The 18,598-nt window shown below is 73.6% G+C and carries 12 protein-coding genes; 6 read left to right on the top strand and 6 right to left on the bottom strand.

Going from position 1 to position 18,598, the window contains the following annotated elements:
• The first annotated feature begins 302 nt into the window (after window positions 1–302).
• Window positions 303–1,496, top strand: a complete 1,194-nt coding sequence (locus IPL61_28240) for a hypothetical protein (GenBank protein ID MBK9035109.1) — start codon at window positions 303–305, stop codon at window positions 1,494–1,496.
• A gap of 110 nt (window positions 1,497–1,606) precedes the next feature.
• Window positions 1,607–5,581, top strand: coding sequence for an SUMF1/EgtB/PvdO family nonheme iron enzyme (locus IPL61_28245; protein MBK9035110.1), 3,975 nt, complete (start codon window positions 1,607–1,609; stop codon window positions 5,579–5,581).
• Here the strand turns inward: IPL61_28245 and IPL61_28250 are convergent.
• Genes IPL61_28250 through IPL61_28260 form a run of 3 tightly spaced genes read right to left on the bottom strand, consistent with a single transcriptional unit; the run spans window position 5,576 to window position 8,781 of the window.
• Window positions 5,576–6,499, bottom strand: a complete 924-nt coding sequence (locus tag IPL61_28250) for a hypothetical protein (protein MBK9035111.1) — start codon at window positions 6,497–6,499, stop codon at window positions 5,576–5,578. The genes IPL61_28245 and IPL61_28250 overlap by 6 nt on opposite strands.
• Window positions 6,420–7,244: a hypothetical protein gene (locus IPL61_28255; GenBank protein MBK9035112.1), complete on the bottom strand. Its 825-nt coding sequence runs from the start codon at window positions 7,242–7,244 to the stop codon at window positions 6,420–6,422. Before IPL61_28255 ends, IPL61_28250 begins: the two co-directional genes overlap by 80 nt.
• A gap of 16 nt (window positions 7,245–7,260) precedes the next feature.
• Entirely contained in the window at window positions 7,261–8,781 is a 1,521-nt protein-coding gene (locus IPL61_28260; GenBank protein MBK9035113.1) for a sigma 54-interacting transcriptional regulator, read from the bottom strand.
• Window positions 8,782–8,940: 159 nt separating this feature from the next.
• On the opposite strand from IPL61_28260, the gene IPL61_28265 reads away from it, so the two are divergent.
• From IPL61_28265 to IPL61_28280, 4 genes are all read left to right on the top strand, one after another.
• Entirely contained in the window at window positions 8,941–9,348 is a 408-nt protein-coding gene (locus IPL61_28265) for a hypothetical protein (GenBank protein ID MBK9035114.1), read from the top strand.
• 237 nt (window positions 9,349–9,585) lie between these two features.
• On the top strand, window positions 9,586–10,554 hold the full coding sequence (locus IPL61_28270) for a hypothetical protein (GenBank protein MBK9035115.1): 969 nt from the start codon (window positions 9,586–9,588) through the stop codon (window positions 10,552–10,554).
• A 119-nt stretch (window positions 10,555–10,673) separates the two neighbouring features.
• On the top strand, window positions 10,674–11,879 hold the full coding sequence (locus IPL61_28275; protein ID MBK9035116.1) for an SUMF1/EgtB/PvdO family nonheme iron enzyme: 1,206 nt from the start codon (window positions 10,674–10,676) through the stop codon (window positions 11,877–11,879).
• A gap of 7 nt (window positions 11,880–11,886) precedes the next feature.
• The gene (locus tag IPL61_28280) at window positions 11,887–13,083 is read left to right on the top strand and encodes a hypothetical protein (GenBank protein ID MBK9035117.1); all 1,197 of its coding nucleotides are present in this window, start codon (window positions 11,887–11,889) and stop codon (window positions 13,081–13,083) included.
• 11 nt (window positions 13,084–13,094) lie between these two features.
• On the opposite strand, the gene IPL61_28285 is transcribed toward IPL61_28280, so the two are convergent.
• Genes IPL61_28285 through IPL61_28295 form a run of 3 tightly spaced genes read right to left on the bottom strand, consistent with a single transcriptional unit; the run spans window position 13,095 to window position 18,576 of the window.
• Window positions 13,095–14,174, bottom strand: coding sequence for a site-specific DNA-methyltransferase (locus tag IPL61_28285; protein MBK9035118.1), 1,080 nt, complete (start codon window positions 14,172–14,174; stop codon window positions 13,095–13,097).
• 50 nt (window positions 14,175–14,224) lie between these two features.
• Window positions 14,225–14,584, bottom strand: coding sequence for a hypothetical protein (locus IPL61_28290; GenBank protein ID MBK9035119.1), 360 nt, complete (start codon window positions 14,582–14,584; stop codon window positions 14,225–14,227).
• Entirely contained in the window at window positions 14,581–18,576 is a 3,996-nt protein-coding gene (locus IPL61_28295) for a DUF3857 domain-containing protein (protein ID MBK9035120.1), read from the bottom strand. Before IPL61_28295 ends, IPL61_28290 begins: the two co-directional genes overlap by 4 nt.
• Window positions 18,577–18,598 lie beyond the last annotated feature (22 nt).

Genomic DNA, 18,598 nt, shown 5'->3' on the forward strand with positions numbered 1-18,598 from the left:
TCCTCCTCCCCGCCCCAGTTGCACCCCGCGTGCCGCGCCTAACCCCGCGCCATCCCTCGCCACCGCTTGTCCGGTTTCCGGACGTCCGGCCGGATCCCGGCCACTCCCGCGATCGCCCGGACAGCGCCCCGTCCGCGCGTCTGTCCGATATCCGGCTCGAGCGGACTGGTCGCGCTGTCTGATCGCGCGGACCGCGCGCGCCGGACCATCCACTCGACTGGACAGATCGCCTGCGCACACCCGCACGGAGCGGCGTCCGCGCGGGTACCGGTCGTGGCCCCGCCCTTGCGATGGGCTCGGCCATGGCCTCACCCAAGCCCACGGCGCCCTCCTCTCCTGACGACGGGCTCGCGCGCGTCACGCGGCTGTCGCTGCTGGTGTCACTCGTGGCCTTCGCGGCGCTGATCGTCTACGGCGCGTGGGCCGCCAAGGCGGGCCCGGCTCAGGCGGCCCTCGGCGCCGCGCTGCTGGGCCTCGGCGCGGTGGCGGTCGGCGCGATCATCGGGTTCTTGTTCGGCGTCCCGGTCAACGCGGTGGCGGTGGCGCAGGCCAGCACGGCCGCGACCAAGGAGGCCGCGGAGCCAGGCGGCGTCGAGGCCGCGGCCCGCCCGTCGCGGGGCGCCAACCAGCTGGTCCAGGTGGCCGAGTGGCTGACCCGCATCTTCATCGGCGCCACCGTCACGCAGCTCGGCGAGGTGCGCGACCAGCTCCAGGGCCTGGGGCAGCTGGCCAGCGCGCAGCTGCTCGGCAGCGGCCGCGGCGAGATCGTCTTCACGGCCGCGGCGGTCTTCGGTGGGGTGTTCGGCTTCTTCGTCGGTCACCTGTCGACGCGCCTCATCATCAACGTGCTGTTCGACGCCGTCGAGAACGGCTCGCGGCTGCCGACCGCCGCCAAGGACGAGGTGCTCATGCAGGCCCGCACCGGCGAGCGCAAGCTCGACGCGATCTCGCCGTCGGTGGCGCGGGCGCTCGTCGAGGTCGACGACCAGCAGCTGACCAGCTCGGACGACCTGCAGGCGTGGGGGCTGGCGCGCATCTCGCTCGATCGCGACGAGCCCGCGGCCGGTCGGGGCCTGGCCGCCCTCGAGCGCGCGGTGATCGCGCGGCCCGGCGACCGCGGCGCCATCGAGAGCCTGGTGCTGGGCGCGCTCTACGCGCCGCCGCCCGAGGGGTTCACGCGGGCGCAGCGCGAGCTGACCGCGTACTTCGCCAGGCACCCGACGCCGACCCGCGCCGAGGCCAACCTGTACGCCTACCGCGCCTGCGCCGACGGGCAGGCCTACGCCGACGCCAAGGCGCGCGGCGACACCGGCGCGATGGCCGTCCACCGCGCGTCCGCCCTGGCGGCGGCGCGGCAGGCCCTCGAGCTCGACGCATCGTGGGGCGCGTTCCTCGCGCGCATCGCCAGCGGCGCCGGCGGCCCCGACGACGATCTGGTCGAGCTCGCCAAGGACGCGCCGGAGCTCGGCGCGCTGCTGGCCGCGGGGCGGCCGTGACCGCCGGCGGCTACCCACCCCTGCGGGGTGATGCCGCCCGACCGCAGCGCGCTGCCGCCCGCGGTGCGATGGGTGACGGCGCCTGTGGCTCGTAGGATACTGCGCGCGGGATGGACGCCGAGTCAGCCGCGGGTGAGGCCGCCGACCCCGCGGGGGCCGCGGCCGAGCGCCGGGCGATCGTCATCGGCGGCGCCGGCGATCCCGACGTCACGGCGCTGGCGACGACGCTCCTGGCCGCGCACGAACGCTGGACCGTGCGCCGCGTCGAGCCGCCGCTGACCCGGCTCGCGGTCAAGCGCGCGCTCGACGCGCTGACACCCTCGCTGCGCGCAGCGGTGGTGATCCTGCACGCGCCGGTCGTGGCCAGCGAGGGCGGCCAGGTCCTGGTGGTCGGCGACGACCGCGAGCGCTATCCCGACGACGCGACGCTCGGGCTCGACTGGGTCGCGGCGCGCGTGGCGACCCTGCGCGGCCCCGCGGTCGTCGCGCTGTGCCAGGCGCTCGATCCTCCCCGCGCGGTGGCGGCGCTCGCCGCGGCGGCGCCCCGCGCGCTGCTCATCGCCGGTGGTGGTCCGTCGACGGTGGCGATCGTCGGGGCGGGGCTCGGCGGGCTCGCCAGCGATCCCACGACCGGCACCGTCACGCTCGCCAGCCTCGGCCGGTTCGTGACCGCGCGCCTGCCGGCGGCGGTCGTGCGCGCGACCGACGATCGTGAGCCGTTCATCACCCCGGGCGCGCTCGATCTGCTGCGCTCGCGGCGGCGCGACGCAGCGCCCGCGGTCGCCGGCGCGCCCGCGACGGTGGGCACCGTCTTGCCGGGGCGGTTCCGGCTCGACGTCGAGCTGGCCCGTGGCACCTTCGGCACCGTCTACCGCGCGCGGCAGCTCGCGGTCGAGCGCGACGTGGCGATCAAGCTGCTGCACGGCGACATCGATCCGACGTCGCCCGACGGGCACCTGTTCCTGCAGGAGATCCGCGCGGTCGGCCGCCTCGATCACCCCAACGTCGTGCGCATCCACCAGGCCGACGTCGCGCACGACGGGCGCCTGTTCTACGCGATGGAGCTGCTCGACGGGCAAACGCTGGCCGAGCTGGCGGCGCCGGCCCCGCTGGAGCCACGGCGCGCGGTGGCCCTGGTGACCCAGGTGCTGGCGGGGCTGGGCGCGGCCCACGACGCCGGCCTGATCCACGCCGACGTGAAGCCGGCCAACGTCATCGTCGTCGCGGCGCGCGCCGGCGAGCGCGCGGTGCTGGTCGACTTCGGCCTGGCGCGGCTGCGCGCGACCGAGCCCGCGGCGTCGGCGGGCGGCACGCCCGCGTTCATGGCGCCGGAGCAGCTCCGGGACGGGCGCGTCGACGCGCGCTCCGATCTGTTCGCGACCGCGCTGGTGCTGGTGTCCCTGCTGACCGGCTGGCGGCGGCGCAAGGCCAGCGAGCTGGTGCCGCCGCTCGACGCCATCGGCGACGCGCGCGTGCGCGCCGCGCTGGCCCGCGCGCTGGCGATCGAGCCCGGCGCGCGGTTCACGTCCGCGGCGGAGTTCGCCGCGGCCCTGTCCGGAGCCGTGGTCGCCGTCGAGCCGCCGCCGCCGCCGCCGCCCTTCCACGGGCTCGCGTCGTTCACCGAGCGCGACGCCGAGCGCCTGCGCGGGCGCGACCGCGAGCTGGCGACGCTGCTGGATCACGCGTTGTTCCGCAGCGTGGTGGTGGTGACCGCGCCATCCGGCACCGGCAAGACCTCGCTGCTGCGCGCGGGCCTGGTGCCGGCCCTGGCGCGGTACGGCGCCACGGTCGCGTACGTCTCAGGCCGCGAGACCCCGGTCGCGGACGCCATCGCGTCGCTGGCGTCCGGGGCGGATGAGCTGTCGTCCGCGATCGCCGCGTGCGCCGAGCGCACCGGCGCGCGGGTCGTGCTCATCGTCGATCAGCTCGAGGCGCTCCTGGATGATCATCCCGATCACGCGCGCGCGCTGGCCGAGCTGATGGCGGAGGCGCGGCGCGGCCGCACCGACGTGGCGCTGGTGCTGTCCGTGCGTGAAGACTTCCTGGCGCGGGTGTTGACGCGGCCCGAGCTGGCGCGGGCCGCGGTCGCGACGGTGCGCATCGGCCCGCTGGATCTGGATGGCGCGCGTGCCGCGATCGTCGAGCCGCTGGCTGAGCGCCGCGTGACCATCGCGCCCGATCTACTGGCGGCCGTCCTCGACGACCTGGCGGGCGCCGGCGCGGCGCTGGCGCCCGAGCTGGGCTGGGGGATCGGCGCGGCGGTGTACCCACCGCACCTGCAGCTGGTCGGCGCGGTGCTGTACCAGGCGCTGGGCGCCGATGAATCGGTGGTGACGCTCGACCACTACCGCCGCCTGGGCGGCTTCGAGGCGATCGTCGGCGAGCACCTCGAGCGGGTGCTCGACAACGAGCTCGACCGCGCCGGCGCGGCGATCGCGCGCGAGCTGTTCCTGGCGCTGGTGACCTCGACCCACGCGCGGGCGATGCGGCCCGAGCCCGAGCTCCTGTCGATCGCGAGCGCCGCCGGCGCGGTCGTCGGCGCGGTGCTCGAGATCCTGCGCCGCCAGGGCCTGGTGGTGCGCACCCAGCGCGCGGTCGGTGAGCCGGTGTGGGAGCTGATGCACGACAGCCTGGTGCCGCGCGTGCTGGCGTGGATCGACCGCCACGACCTGGCCCGCCGGCGGGCCATGGAGCAGGTCCGCTATCACCTGCGGCGCGCGCGCGGCGGCGCGGTGAGCTTGCTGACGCGCGCGGAGCTGCGCGAGCTCGACACCCACGCCGACGCGCTGGCCGAGCTCGAGGCCGAGCACCGGCGCCGCGACAGCGTCGGCGTGGGCCCCGTCGCGCTGGTCGCGCAGTCGCGCGCGATCCTCCGCCGCACCACCGCGGCCACCCTCGCGCTGGCGGTCACCGTCGTCGGCATCGTCGGCTACGCCGGCTGCGACCGCTACCGCGCCAGCGCCGCCGCCGCGCGCGAGCGCTCGATCCGCGATCGCGATCTGGGCCGCTTCACCCTCGAGCTGCGGCCGTTCGACTGGATCCCGCCGGGCGTGAACCCCTGGCTGCCCGGCGGCGCCGCCGTCGACGTGCCGGCGAGCGCGCTGCCGGACCTGCGCTGGGAGCTGCGGGATCCGGATCCGGTCGACTCTGTCGCCCCAGGAATGGCGCGAACGCGCGAACGTGCACTCATCTCGCGCATCTCAGGAGCGCCGGCTCGCTACGTTGTCGAAGCGTCCGGCGGTTCTGCCTTCGTTGTTGTCGCAGGACGCAATCACGCAGGTGGCGGCGCGTGTGGACCATCTACGATCCCGGTCCGCACGCTTCCAGGCTATGCATCGCGAACCCACGTACCACCGAGGTTCGTCGTGTGGGTACCAACATGCCGAGCCTCCTTCGCCGGCATGGTCCCCGTCCCACGCGGCGATTTCCGGAAGGGGGGCCTCGGCCAACCGATCTCTTGGGCCAAGCTGAGTTACGGCGAGATATTCGCGCGCACGATGAACCTGCCCCGGTTCCTGATCGACCGAACAGAGGTCACCAACGCCGCGTTCGAGACATTTGCACGAATGGCGCCCCTTACAGCCATCGGCCAGACAATCTACCCCGACACGAACGAACTCGCGGATGCCGATGCAGGTGGCCATCCAGTAGTCGGGGTCAGCCGAGACACCGCGGAAGCCTTCTGTCGCTTCTTTGGAAAGCGCCTCGCGACAAGCGCGGAATGGGAGAAGGCGCTGAGGGGAGGCCTTACGCTTCTGGATGGGACCCCGAATCTGGAGCCGGTACGGAATCTCCCAGGCGGCGCGACATCCACGGTCCGCACCGACTTCGGAACGACCCAAGGCCCGAGTCCCGTCCTTTCGTCCCCATCGGACGTCAGTCCGCTAGGCGTTCGCGACCTCACCGGAAACGTCTCAGAATGGACGGCCAGCTTCGACGAGCGCGGACTCGCCATCACGCGCGGCGGAAACTGGTATGAGACGTCAGTGTCACTGGCACACGAGTTCAATGCTATCGAGAACGCCCGGCCTCGTCACCTTGTGACGTATTTTCTCGGGACGCGCTGCGCGGCCGACGCGCTATAGAAACGGGCTCGGGGCCGCCGCTGCGAGCTCGGCGAGGTACGCATCGCCACGTGTTGAGAGGCAAACAAGCACGCCGGCCGGTTGGCCCTTTGGATAGAGGCGCACGTAGGCGCCGCCGAGTAAGACGGTCATGCGATGGAAGCGCAGCAACCCCAACGACGTTGGAGCTGGCCATACGAACTCATGATCCGGTAACGCGAGCAAGCCGGGCGACACGCGGCGCACATCCACTGAGGCCGAGAGGACTCGCTGGATCTGCTTGACGCGTACGGATCCAATCTTCCACCGCAGCGTCGGATGATATCGCTGCACGCCGTGGGCGACGTCGACTAGCGCCTCGGTGCGCAGACTGGAAAGCGCATCCGCCGACATCGGGCGCGCGCGTTTCCTGCTGCGAAACCAGCTCATTCGTCGTTGATCGTCGTCAACTTCCGCTCGGTCCGTGGCGGAGACGGTCTTCGTCTTTGCATGAAGGGGGGCGAACCCATCATCAGAAAAGTCCCCGTCATCGATAGGAGTTGTCGTGCCAACAATTGAGACACCCCACCGTATGCTGAGCGCGGAGAGCGCCGCGATGCCAGCGTCGGTAACTGCTGTATTACAGCCGAGGAATCGAACGTTCCCGAGTTGTGGTATCGGGAAAGCCTGCGCCCATCTGGTTGTGATGTCCCGTGCGATGATATCGTCCTGCGCCAACCAGTCGCACAACGCCTGAACTCCATCCTTCGAATGGCCGATGATGTCGAAGTGGACCGATCTGGTGGCTGAGGCCTTGGCCGCTACCACACCCTCGAAGGTGTCGGCGGTCGACCCACTCACCGCAGCCAAGAGCGTCTCTCTACGGTCCGCGATCTTGTCGAGAACAGCCCGGTGCCAACCGTCGACCGGCGGCCAAGAGAAATTGAGTGATACCGCCACCGACTAGCCTGCCATGCCCGTCGGGAGCTTCGGCCCGCGGAGAGAGGTCGGCCGCACGATGCTGTTCGATGTAGAGTGCGCCCTCGTCATTCTTCGTGCTGGCCTGAGTCAGTCGCGCCTCACCGTTGCCCAGCGGGCCGTCCGGTGAGCAGTGCGACGGCTCATCTATCCGGAACTGAACGAGCCCCGCCTGGGGGTTGTCCCTGATTGTCACGACCAGCGACTGTGGATTCTGCTCAGCGACAATCGCGTGAAAGCCGATGTAGCGACGTCCGGCGTAGCCGCCGTTCTGGTTGACGTCGGGCGAGTACACGAGGCTGCGCCACTGGTAAGATCGCGGCGCGTACTTCGTGTCCCACTCCTTGCCATCGAAATAGCCCGCGTCGCTCAGCGTATCGAAGTGCGAATCGAGCAGGTAGATGGCCCCGACGTACTGCCCGTAAGGAAGTTCACCGAGCGGACCGAGCGTCGTGAGGCCTACGTCCGTCACATCCTTGGGGCTCAGAACCCCCGGAAAGGACGTTCCGGTTTTGTCGATTCCGCGCGCATCGTACAGGCCTGTCGCCCAGGGCGCCATGTCGATGCGGTCGGACTCCTTGTACGTGATCGCTTTGGCCGATGTCAGGACGAGATTTTTGTGGCTGACGAACAGCACTGTCTGCGCGACCAGCTCGCCGCTCGCAGGGTCCTTGATTACTTGCGAAATGGCGGCCCCGATCCCACGAAACGTCTTGTAGTCCAACACGGCATGCCCCGTTCTGCTAGCGGCCGGTTGAGCGCAGCCCCAGCGACGCGATCAGGTTGTAGATGTGCGCGCGCGCCAGATCGAGCGCGCGCGCGGTGGCGGTGATGTTCCAGTCGTTGGCCTCGAGGATCTCGAGCAGGTAGCGGCGCTGGAACGCGCGCGTCGCCTCCTGCCAGGTCGCGGGGCCGGCGGTGGTGTCGACGGCGGCGGCCGGGAACAGGTGGTGGATGTGGACGACGGGCGCGGCGTCGCCGTGGGCGCGGATGACGGCGGCCTCGACCGCGTGCGCCAGCTCGCGCACGTGGCCGGGCCAGGGCGCCTCGCGGCACGCGACGACGGCGCGCTGTGACACGGCGATGGTCGGCAGGCCGTGGCGGCGCGTGGTCTCGGCGCACACGTGCTCGACCAGGGCGGGGATGTCGTCGCGGCGGTCGGCGAGGCCCGGCATCACGAGCGGCAGGACGTGGAGCCGGAAGTAGAGGTCATCGCGGAACTGCTTGGCCGCGACGCGCTCCTTGAGGTCGGCGTTGGTCGCGGCGATCACCCGGATGTCGGCGCGCGAGACCTCGGTGGCCCCGAGCGCGTGGTACTCGCGGGCCTGCAATAGGTGGAGGAGCTTGGCCTGCGCGCTCGGCGACAGGTCGCCGATCTCGTCGAGGAACAGCGTCCCGCCCTCGGCCGCGGCGACCTTGCCCGCGACCTTGCGGGTGGCGGTCGAGTGGGCGCCCCGCTCGGCGCCGAACAGCTCGCTCTCGAGCAGCGTGTCGGGGATCGCCGCGCAGTTGACCGCCACGAACGGGCCGCCGGCCCGGCGGCTGTTGTCGTGCAGCGCGCGCGCCAGCGCGGTCTTGCCGGTGCCCGAGGGCCCGGTGATCAACACGTCGATGTCGAGCGGCGCCACCAGCGCGGCCTGTTGCAGCACCCGCGCCAGGGCCTGGGAGGTACCGACGAGCTGTGGGCAGCGGAAGCGCGCGCGGACCTCGCGCGTGTGATCGGCGCTGGCGCTCGTGCGGTCGCGCGTGCGCAACCGGTCGGTCAGCGGCGCGAGGTGGCGGGCGAACAGCTCGGCGCGCTCGCGATCCGCGGCGTCGAAGCCCCCCGGCGTCGCGCGGCCTTGCAGGTACACGACGCCGACCGGCGGCGCGCCGATCGGCGCGCACAGCACGGCCTGGATCGCGTGTTGACGCACGCTGCCTTGATCCGCGAACCGCTCGTCGTCGAGCGCCGAGTCGGTGGTGACGGTGCGGCCCTCGGCCAGCGTGCGCGCGACGATGCCCCGCGAGATCGACGCGCGGATCGTGGAGAGGTCGTCGGCGCTGACGCGGTGGCCCGTCCAGTAGCGCGGCTCGCCGGCGTCGTCGTCCGACAGCTCGAGGTACGCCACGCTCGCGCCCGTGACCTCGACGATCAGCGCCAGCGCGCTGGCGAGCAGCGGCTCGAGCGCCTCCTGGCCGCTCAGCTCGAGCAACCGACGATAGAAGTCGCGCTCGGCGAGCACATCGACCAGCGTCCCCCCGTTCGAGCTCATCGTCCGCATCGGAGCATACACGAGCACTGCAAGCGTCGCGCCGGCGTGAGGCCGTCCAGCGCGGGGGACGTGCGCGGGTGGTCGTCCACTCGAGTTGACACGGGCGGCGCGGGCACGCGGCGGCGACAAGGCTCGGCCGCTGGCACCGCAGCTGCAGCGGCGAGCTCCATGTCGTTGATCCTCACCTCGGAGGCGCAGGATCGACAGCGGCGCAGCCAGACGCTGCTCGATCGTGTCGTCGGGCTGGTGCCGATCGAGGTGATCAGCGCGTACGCGGTGCTGGCCGCGCTCGCCGGGAGCTGGCGCTACCTCGGGCTGGCCGTCGCCGCCGGCGCGATCGCCACCGTCGTGGTGCTGACGACCTATGGGCGGCAGACCCGGCGCACGGCCCGGGCGACGCAGCACCTCGTCCGGGTCCTGGTGTTCGTGGCGTGGGCGTTCGTGCTGTCGAACCCGCTGACGCCAGCCGCGCCGGTCGCGCGCTGGTTGCCCGCGGTCGCCGTCGTGCTGATCCCGCTGGTCGGGGCGTTCATGTTCCCGTCCGCGCCGTCGATCGATCCACCTCGGCGGGGCTGAGCTCCCGCTCATCCGCGCTGACGGCGCATCCCGGTTGAACATGATGGCGGCGCCCGCGTCGATGGCGTGGCGCACGAGCTCGACGGCGGGGTGGCTGGCTCGATCCGCGAACGTCCACTCCAGTGGACACCGTCGGCGCGGTCGTCGGCGCGACTGGACGGCGGCGGGGGTGACGTCACGCCGGTCGGGTGATCGCGATGGGTACGGAGCGTGCAGTGCGCCGAGATGAGGATGGCAATGGAGGACCCGAGTCACGCATCGATCGATCGCGCGCGCGGCGCACGTGGCGTGGCCCGCGCGCTGCGGGTGCTCGCGGTGCTCGCGGCCCTGACCGCCGCGGCGGTGGCGCAGGTGAGCGTCGAGGCCGAGACGGCGTTCCGCGATGGCAAGCGGCTGATGACCGCGCGGAGGTATGCGCAGGCGTGCGCGGCGTTCGCGGCCAGCGATCGGATCGAGCCGTCGATCGCGGCGAAGATGAAGCTGGCGGACTGCGAGGAACAGCGCGGGCGCCTGGCGTCGGCGTGGGGCGGGTTCCTGCAGGTGGCGGCGCTGACCCGGGACGATCTCAAGCGGCAGCCGGAGCACCAGGTCGCGACGGCGCGGGCGCTGGCGCTCGAGCCGCGGCTGCCGTACCTGACGATCAGCGTGCCGGAGGCGAGCCGGGTCGAGGGGCTCGAGATCGTGCGCAACGGCGCGGCGGTCGATCCGGGCGTGTGGAACCGGGCGGTGCCGGTCGATCGCGGGACGCACACGGTGGTCGCGCGCGCGCCGGGCCACCGGGCGTGGTCGACGACGGTGGTCATCGAGGACGAGAGCGAGCAGCGCGCGGTCGACGTGCCCCGGTTCGAGGTGATGGGCGGGGCGGCGGGGGCGAACGGGGAGGGGGCGTCGACCGGCGTCGAGGGAGCGCCATCGCCGGCGCGCGAGCGGTCGGTGGTGGTGCCGGGCGTGCTCGCGGCGACGGCGGTGGCGCTGGGCGGGGTCGGCCTGGGGCTCGAGCTGTCGGCGCGCGGCCGCTACGACGACGCGCGCGCGTCGACCGACGCGCGCGCGCGTGATGAGCTGTACGACAGCGCGGTGGTGCGGCGGCGCCTGGCGGTCGGCGCCGGGGTGGCGGCGATCGCGACCGCGGGCGCCGCGGGATGGCTGTGGTGGCGCGGGCGGCGCGCGCGCGGCCGGCGGTGGCGGCGGTGGCGGCGGTGGTGACGCGCGGCTACGTCGGGCTGGCGATCGGCGGTGCGCTGTGACGCGCGGCTACGTCGGGCTGGCGATCGGCGGTGCGCTGTGACGCGCGGCTACGTCGGGCTGGCGATCGGCGGTGCGCCGTGACGCGCGCGCGGGCGCTGGTCGCGCGGTCGCGCGGCGGGCGGTGGGCGCGGCTGGGCGCGGCGGTCGTCAGCGCGGCGCTGCTCGCGGCCTGCTTCGACGCGCTGCCGCCGCTCGACGACGCGGCGGTGGTCGATGCGCGCGAGGTCGACGCGGCCGAGGTCGACGCGGGCGATCCGGACGCGCGCGAGGTCGACGCGCCGCGCCCCCCGGACAGCATGCCGCCCGACGTGCCGGTCGACGCGCCGCTGTGCACGGCCGGGGCGACGCGGTGCGCTGGCAACGACGTCGAGACCTGCCAGGGCGGCGCGTGGGCGATGACGTCGTCGTGCCCCAACGTGTGTGACCTGGGCGCGTGCGCGACGCCGCCGAGCTGCAGCGGCGGCGTCGCCACCTGCGGTCCCGGCGGCAACGAGACCTGCTGCGCCTCGCCGCCGGTCCCGGGCGGCGCCTACGCGCGCAGCTACGACGGGGTGACGCCGGGGTTCACCGATCCCAGCTACGCGGCGTCCGTCAGCGATCACCACCTCGATGTGTTCGAGGTGACGATGGCGCGCTTCCAGAAGTTCGTCGACGCGTACCCGGCGGCGCGCCCGGCCGACGGCAGCGGCCGCAACCCCCACAACCCGAGCGACGTCGGCTGGGCGCCGGCGTGGTCCGCCAGCCTGCCCGCGACCCAGGCCGCGCTGATCGCCGAGCTGACCTGCGACGGCCTGACCACGCAGCCCGTGACCGATCCGGTGCGGTGCGTGTCCTGGTACGTGGCGCAGGCGTTCTGTATCTGGGACGGCGGCCGGCTGCCGAGCGAGGCCGAGTGGAACTACGCCGCCGCCGGCGGCAACCAGCAGCGCGTGTACCCGTGGTCGGTCCCGGCGTCATCGACCACCATCACCAGCGGCCACGCGACCTACCAGGTCGCCGCGCCGACCCGGCCGGGCCTGCACACCCTCGATCTGGCGCGGTGGGGCCAGCGCGATCTGGCTGGCAACGTCTGGGAGTGGGTCATCGACTTCCACGCCAGCCCGTACCCGTCCACGCAGTGCACCGACTGCGCCAACCAGAGCGCCGCCGCGAATCGCGTGATCCGCGGCGGCGGCTACTCGAGCAACACCACGCAGGTGATCACCTCGTACCGCTCGTCGGCCGTGCCCGCGACGCCGCGGTCGGTGGTCGGCTTTCGCTGCGCCCGTAACCCGATGCCCTGAGATGACCATGAAGCGAACCATCCCGATCGCCGTGCTGCTGTGGCTGACCGTCGCCGCATCGTGCCCCAAGCGGCCGCCGCCAGAGTCCGGCCGGTTCGTCCTGATGCCGGCGTCCGGACCCGCGCCGATGGCGGTCGCGACCACGTGCACGGATGACCTGGCGTGCGACACGATCGCCGGCCAGTCGGCGTGCACGGTCTCGCAGGGGTGCGTCAGCGGCGAGTGCAAGTTCGCGGTCGCGGCGGGCCCGACCTGCCCGTGCTACGAGGGCGACATCCGCTGGTGCGGCAGCGGCACCTCCAAGGTGCAGTTCTGCGCCGAGATCGTGGCCGGCCAGACCGGCTGGCAAGCCGAGTGTGGCCCGAGCCAGGCGCCATGCACGACCGCGTATCCGACCAACCCCGTCTGCAGTCAGGGCTCGGTGGCGACCATCTTCGACGTGTCGAAGGCGCAGTGGATCCCGACGCCCGGGGCGGCCTGTACGCCGACCAGCAGCTGTCCCGCCGAGGGCCAGGCCGAGAAGTGCACGCCGCGCGATCCTCGCTGCACCGGCGGGATCCGGACGTACAGCCGCGCATCGGGCTGGTCGGCGTGTGAGGACCTCGGCTGTCCAGTGCCGTGCGTGCCATCGGCCGAGGTGTGCAATGGCCGCGACGACGACTGCAACGGCATCGCCGATGACATCCCGGCCGAGTCGTGCGCGGCGCCGGCCCGGGGCGACTGCGCCGCGGGCCACGTCGTGTGCAACGGCTCGGTCCGCGCCTGCGTACCAGCGCTGCCCGCGAACGAGGTGTGCGGCGACGGCCGCGACAACGACTGCGACGGGCGGGTCGACGTCAACACCACGCGCGACGAGACCGTCACCGACATCACCGTCACCGTCGAGGGCGGCGCGGTCGGCACCAGCATCAACCGCATCCTGGGGCCGGCCAACTGCAACGGCGACCGGCTCGAGGCCGGGTTCGCGCGGGTCAGCGGCGACGGCGACTGCTGGGTGGTGGGCTGGGCCAACGACGCGTGCCGCGCGAACCCCGACGCGACCGCGGGCAACTCGACGATCCGTGACGCGTGCCAGATGTTCTGGGAGCAGGGCGGCGACAACGGCCGCCGCGACTGTCGCTACATCGCGCACTCTGGCAACGCGTGGTGGACCCGCGGCGAGTGTCGGGGCTCGTTCCGCCGGCGGGTCCCGGCGTGTCAGTGAGCGCCAGCGCGCTAACGCTTGCGCGATTGGAGCGGCAGGTCGATCTGCGACGAGGCCGGTGTCCCCGCCGCGCGCGGTGTACGGGGCGCGCGCGGCGTGCGCGGCGAGGCGGCGGGTGCGGCGGGTGCGGCGTGCGGGACGGGTGAGACGTGCGGGACGGGCGCGACGGGCGCGACGGGCGCGGCGGTGGCGGGCGGCTTGCGGGGCTTGCGCGGCGTGGCCTTGGCGGCGGGTGGCGGCGTGGGCTCGCCGAGGCGCCGGCGGGCGAGGCCGACGTAGCCGGGGTCGGCGTCGCCGCACAGGAAGCGGCGGCCGAGGCGCGCGGCGACGACGGCGGTGGTGCCGCTGCCGACGAAGGGATCGACGACGAGGTCGCCGGGCGCCGACGACGCGAGGATGAACTTCTCGATCAGCGCCTCGGGCTTCTGGGTGGCGTGCGCGGTCTTCTCGCCCATGCCGTTGCACAGCACGGGCAGATCGAACACGTCGCGGGGCTTGGCGCCGAGCGGGTTGGGCTCCCACTTGTCGCGGCGCACGCCGCGGCCGTACTGCGACGACACCGCCTGGATCCGCTCGGGGTACTTGGTCGTGTGCGCGTTGTACGGGATGCGCACCGCGTCGACGTCGATGCCGCCGCCGCGGCTGCAGCGCAGGTGCAAGATCGACTCGTGCGAGCGGCCCCAGTCGCGGCCGAGGTTGGCCTTGTTGCGGTAGCTCCAGACCAGCCAGCGGCAGTCGGCGAAGCGTCGGGCCGAGCGCGCCTTGACCTCGGCCAGGATCTCGGAGAAGCCGCAGACGTAGGCCGAGCCCCGGGGCGACAGCGCGCGCCGGACCTCGGCCAGCCACACGTCGCACCAGTCGACGTACGCGGCCTCCGACGGGAACACGTCCCACGCGGCCTTGCCGATCGCGTAGGGCGGATCGGTCACGACCAGATCGGCGGTGCCGTCGGGGATCCGCGCCAGGAGCTCGAGCGCGTCGGCGCGCCACAGCTCGCCGGCGGCGTGGGCCAGCGCCCGCGTCGGTCGCTTGCCGCGCAGGTCGGCGGGCACCGGCAGCTCGGCGGTCACGCGCGGCGGACGCTTGGGCACGGGGGCACGCTACCCGAGCAGCGGGCGCGGTGCCACGCCGGCGCCGGGGTTCAGCGGCCGCGGCAGGCGAGCGCCAGGCCGGCGACGCCGAGGTAGCCGGCCATCAGCACGATCACGCCGGCGGGCGCCGAGGTCGAGGTCACGACCAGGTAGCCCCAGACCACGACCGGCGCGGTCGCGGCCGCGGCGCCGACCCGCGTCGCCCAGGCGCGGCCGCCGGCCACCGGCACCGCCGTCCCCAGCAGCCCGAGCGCGGCGGCGGCGTAGACGACCAGGGCGATCCACCTGGTCGCGGTGAGCCCGTCGCCGCGGCCGTAGGTCGCGTGGGCGATCAGCGCGGCGAACATGCCAGCGGCGATCATCAGCACCGAGGTGACGATCCGCAGCGGCGCCAGCGGCTCGGTGGTCACGGGGTGGCCGTCGTCACGCCCAGCGCCTTGAGGCGCTTCTGCGCGAAGTCCCAGGCCGACGGAAACGCCGAGCGCTGGGTCGGCCGGGCGATGCTGCGGTACACGCCGATGGCGTCATCCCGGAGCCCGTAAGCCTCGGCGATCCGACCGACGACGTACCAGTCCGACGGGGTGATGTCATCGTCGAGCACCCCGTCGAGCTGGCGCCAGGCGGCGGATGGCTCGCCCGCGTCGGCGAGCACGACGGCGTAGGTGTTGACCCAGTGCCGCGGCTTGTCACCGCCGCGCGCGAACAGGCGCTCCATCAGCGCGCGCGCGGCCTGCGGCGTCGGATCGAAGAACGTGTGCACCCACGCCGCGTTGTTGAGGTCACTACCACCGGCGTCGACGGGCGCGGTCAAGCGCTCGAACCAGGGCCGCGCGTCGCCCCAGTTGACCGCGAGGCCCGCGTACGCGCGCGCGGCCAGCAAGTTCGGATCGTCTGGTTTGACCGCGAGCAGCGGCGCCACCGCCGCCACCGCGGCCGCGCCGCGCCGCGCGTCGGCCAGCAGCTCGACGAGCTGCGCGACCAGTGCGGCGTCGGTCGGCTTGGCGTCGACGCGCGCGCGCTGCGCCGCGATCGCGGTCGGCAGGTCGCCGGCGCGCGCGGCCATCGAGATCGTCAGCAGCCGGCAGGCGTCGAGATCGTCGTCCCCGGTCAGGCCGGCGCAGGTCCGCACCACCGCCGCGGTGCTGGCCGGCGCCCGGTCGCCCAGCGCCAGCGCACCCAGCAGCTCCAGCACCGGCGCTGGTGCGTCGCCGAACCCGGTCTTGTGACGTCGCAAGAACTCGCCGAGCGGTGCGCCCCGCGCGCTGGTGGGCACGAGATCATCGGCCATCCGCACGGCCCAGCGCCGCGCCCCGCTGAGGTCCTTGCGCTTGACCGCGTCGATCAGCGCGCGGCCCGTGCTGCGCGGCAGGGTCTCTCCGCCGATCAAGATCGCGCGGTGGCGGTCGCGGGCGACGTAGAAGGTCAGCGGCTGGCCGGCCATGTCGATGCGGACCCGCCAGCCCAGGCGGTCGCTGCCGTCGGTGGTGAACTCGCCCGCGGCCAGGGTCACGTCGATCAACACGGCGCGGGTCGTGCCGGTCACCGCACTGGAGATCACGCTGCCTACCCCGGCCGCGCCGCTGGCCAGCTCGTCATCGACCTCGGGGCTCCAGGGGGGCCGGGGCCGCGGTCCCGCGACCATCCGCTCGATCGCCAGCTTGACCGGCGTGGTCGGGTCGCCCGGCGGCAGGCGATCGAGATCGACCGCGCGCAGGCGATCGAAGTAGGCGCGCTCGGCCGCCGGCAGGGCGCCGTTCGCGGCCTCGCGCAGCGCGCGCCCGTCAGCGTAGCGGCGCAGCAAGACCAGGCGGGAGCTGGCGCGGCGGAGGAGCTCGGCGCGATCGCGCCCGGCGGCGGCGCCATCCGCGATCCGGACGCCGGCGGCGACGCCCTGGCGCAGCGTGGCGAGGAGGATCTCGGCGCCGCGGCGCTGGTCCGAGCTCGGCAGCGACCGGGCCAGCTCGTCGAGCCGCGCGAGGTCGCCGGCCTGCGCCAGCGTCGCGATCAGGTCGTCGACGTCGACGTCGACGTCGGCGGCGCGCAGCTCGAGCCGAAGCCCGGCCGCGGCGCGCAGGTCGGCGACGTCGGTGCTGATGTGGCCCCCGGCGTCCGACGCCAGGACCTTGGCGAGGGTGCGCTTGGCGCCGACGTGAGTCGGTTCCAGCGCCAGCGCCTTGCGGTACGCCGCGATCGCCCCGGCGCGATCGTTGCCGGGCCGGTCCACGCGCCCGAGCCGATCGCACTGCAGCGCGAATCCGAGCGCGACCCACCCGCGCGCGTCGGTCGGGTCGATGGTCGTGGCCAGGCGCGCCTCGCGTCGGGCCGCGTCGCCCATCCCGGTGGTGACCAGCGTGAACGCCAGCTGCGCGTGGTGCAGCCCCTCCTTCGGGTGCAGCGCGATCAGCCGTCGGTGCTCGGCGACGGCCTCGGCCACCTTGCCCTGGCTCGCGAGCGTCGCGGCGTCGAGCGCGATCACCACCTTGTGGCTGCCCTCGCCTTCGAGCTGGGCGACCGCCGCGCGGGTCGCACGCAGCTGTGCGGCGGTGATCCGGCGCGGCCCGGAGTCGAGCCGATAGGTGATGGTCATCGCGCCGGCGTCGCGCGCGCGCCTGATCGTCAGCGTCATCGCGCCGAGCGCGCGCGCCTCGTGCGCCGGCAGGTCGGGCGCCGAGTAGCCGGGCGGCAGCTCGATCCGGTTGACGATCTCGTAGACGTGCGGGCGCGCCCAGACGTAGTCGACCGTGCGGTCCTTGGCCGCGCGCGCGGGCGCGTCGTCGGCGTCGACGATCTCCGGCGGCAGGCGCTCGAGGGTGTCGGTCGGGAACAGCCACGCGGTCAGGCCGTCGGAGTTGTCCGCGACGCGGCCGACCTGGTCGGCATCGAGCGTGAGCGTGAACGGCGTGGCCAGGTCGTGGGGGTCGCTGTGCACGTAGGTGACGAGCTTGGCCCGGTACTCCTTCTCGACGTAGTGGGCGAGGCTGTCGTGGACGTCGCCCTTCGCCGAGTTGCGGATCCAGGCCCGCAGGTCGTCGCTCCAGATGCCGCGCTGCTCCGACAGCTCGGTGACGGTGCCCGACCGCTGCTCGGCGAGGTGGAACGTCCGCACCTCGCGGATCAGGTTGTCGGCCGGCGCGGCGACCGGCGTGAGCGTCAGCGCGCGCGTCGCCTTGGCGATGATCAACGCGCGGCGGCCCTGGTCGCGCACCGGCAGCTGGCCGGCGGGCAGCAGATCTTCGGTGGCGTCGATCCACAGGTCCTTGCCGTCGACGACCGCGCGCACGATCGCGTGGTCGAAGCCGCCCATGCCCGGCAGCGCCGGGTCGATGTCCCAGCCGGGGCCGGTCGACAAGAGCGCGACGTCGGCGGTGACGCCGGCCGCGCGCAAGAGCGCGACGAGCAGCGTCGCCTTGTCCTTGCAGTCGCCGAACCCGCGCGCCAGCGTCTCGGCCGGCGTGACGGGGATGATCGCGGAGTCCGACAGCTCGATGCCGGTGTAGCGGACCTGCGCGTGCACCCAGGCCACGATCCGGTCGACGGTGGCGCGCGGGGTCGCGGCCTTGAGGTCGGCCGGCAGCGGCACGCCCGCGGCCAGGCGCTGCTCGACCTGCGCCCGGTAGTCGGCGGCGATCGCCGCCCAGCTCGCGCCGGTCGCGACGACCGCGAACGGGTTGGCCAGATAGTTCGATGGCACCCCGGGTGCGCTGTCGACCGAGGTCGCCAGGTTGGCCAGGTCGTAGGTCACGATCGTGCGATCGCCGGCGACGCGGGTGCGCGGCTTGACGGCCAGCGCCGGGCCGCGGGTCGCGACCCGCGCCTTGAGCGCGGTCGGCGCCGACACCGTCAGCACCTTGCGGCGGATCGGGACCCCCCGCCGCACCGGCAGCCAGTGGAGCGTGCCCGCGGCCAGGAGCGGCTCGCGGTCGGTGAACACGAACTCCTCCTCGACCACGGCCCCGACCACCAGCCGCGGCAGCGGCGCGCTCAGGTCGCGGCGGTCGGAGAACACCGTCGGCGACTCGCTGACCGTCGGCGCGTCGTGGATCAGCGACTGATCGAACTCGGCGACGCTGCCGTCGGGCGACACCACGCGGCCGCGCACCTGCGGCCGGTCCTGGTAGAACGGGCTCCAGTCGAGGCCCAGGGTGCCCCAGTTGTCGATGGCGCTCGGCGCGAGGATCGCGAAGACGAGGCGATGCCGCGCCTCGACGCGGCCGCGCGCGTCGAAGGTCAGCGTGCTGTCTTCGCGCAAGACGATGGCGTCGTGATCACCGGCGGTGGCGCCCTTGGCCTCGGCCAGGAGCTCCGCGGCCGTCGCCGTGAACGCGGGCTTGTCGAGCGGCCCGGCGGCCGCCGAGGCGACCATCGCGAGCAGGAGCACACACCAGAGGCCGACGAGACGCATGCGGAGAGCATACACGGTCGGA

The organism is Myxococcales bacterium, from assembly GCA_016717005.1.
Classification (GTDB): Bacteria; Myxococcota_A; Polyangia; order Haliangiales; family Haliangiaceae; genus UBA2376.

Excerpts from the sequence above, each read along its gene's own strand:
- IPL61_28240 (MBK9035109.1), top strand. The coding sequence starts at position 303 with ATGGCCTCACCCAAGCCCACGGCGCCCTCCTCTCCTGACGACGGGCTC.
- IPL61_28245 (MBK9035110.1), top strand. The coding sequence starts at position 1,607 with ATGGACGCCGAGTCAGCCGCGGGTGAGGCCGCCGACCCCGCGGGGGCC.
- IPL61_28260 (MBK9035113.1), bottom strand. The coding sequence starts at position 8,781 with ATGCGGACGATGAGCTCGAACGGGGGGACGCTGGTCGATGTGCTCGCC.
- IPL61_28265 (MBK9035114.1), top strand. The coding sequence starts at position 8,941 with ATGTCGTTGATCCTCACCTCGGAGGCGCAGGATCGACAGCGGCGCAGC.
- IPL61_28270 (MBK9035115.1), top strand. The coding sequence starts at position 9,586 with ATGGAGGACCCGAGTCACGCATCGATCGATCGCGCGCGCGGCGCACGT.
- IPL61_28280 (MBK9035117.1), top strand. The coding sequence starts at position 11,887 with ATGAAGCGAACCATCCCGATCGCCGTGCTGCTGTGGCTGACCGTCGCC.
- IPL61_28295 (MBK9035120.1), bottom strand. The coding sequence starts at position 18,576 with ATGCGTCTCGTCGGCCTCTGGTGTGTGCTCCTGCTCGCGATGGTCGCC.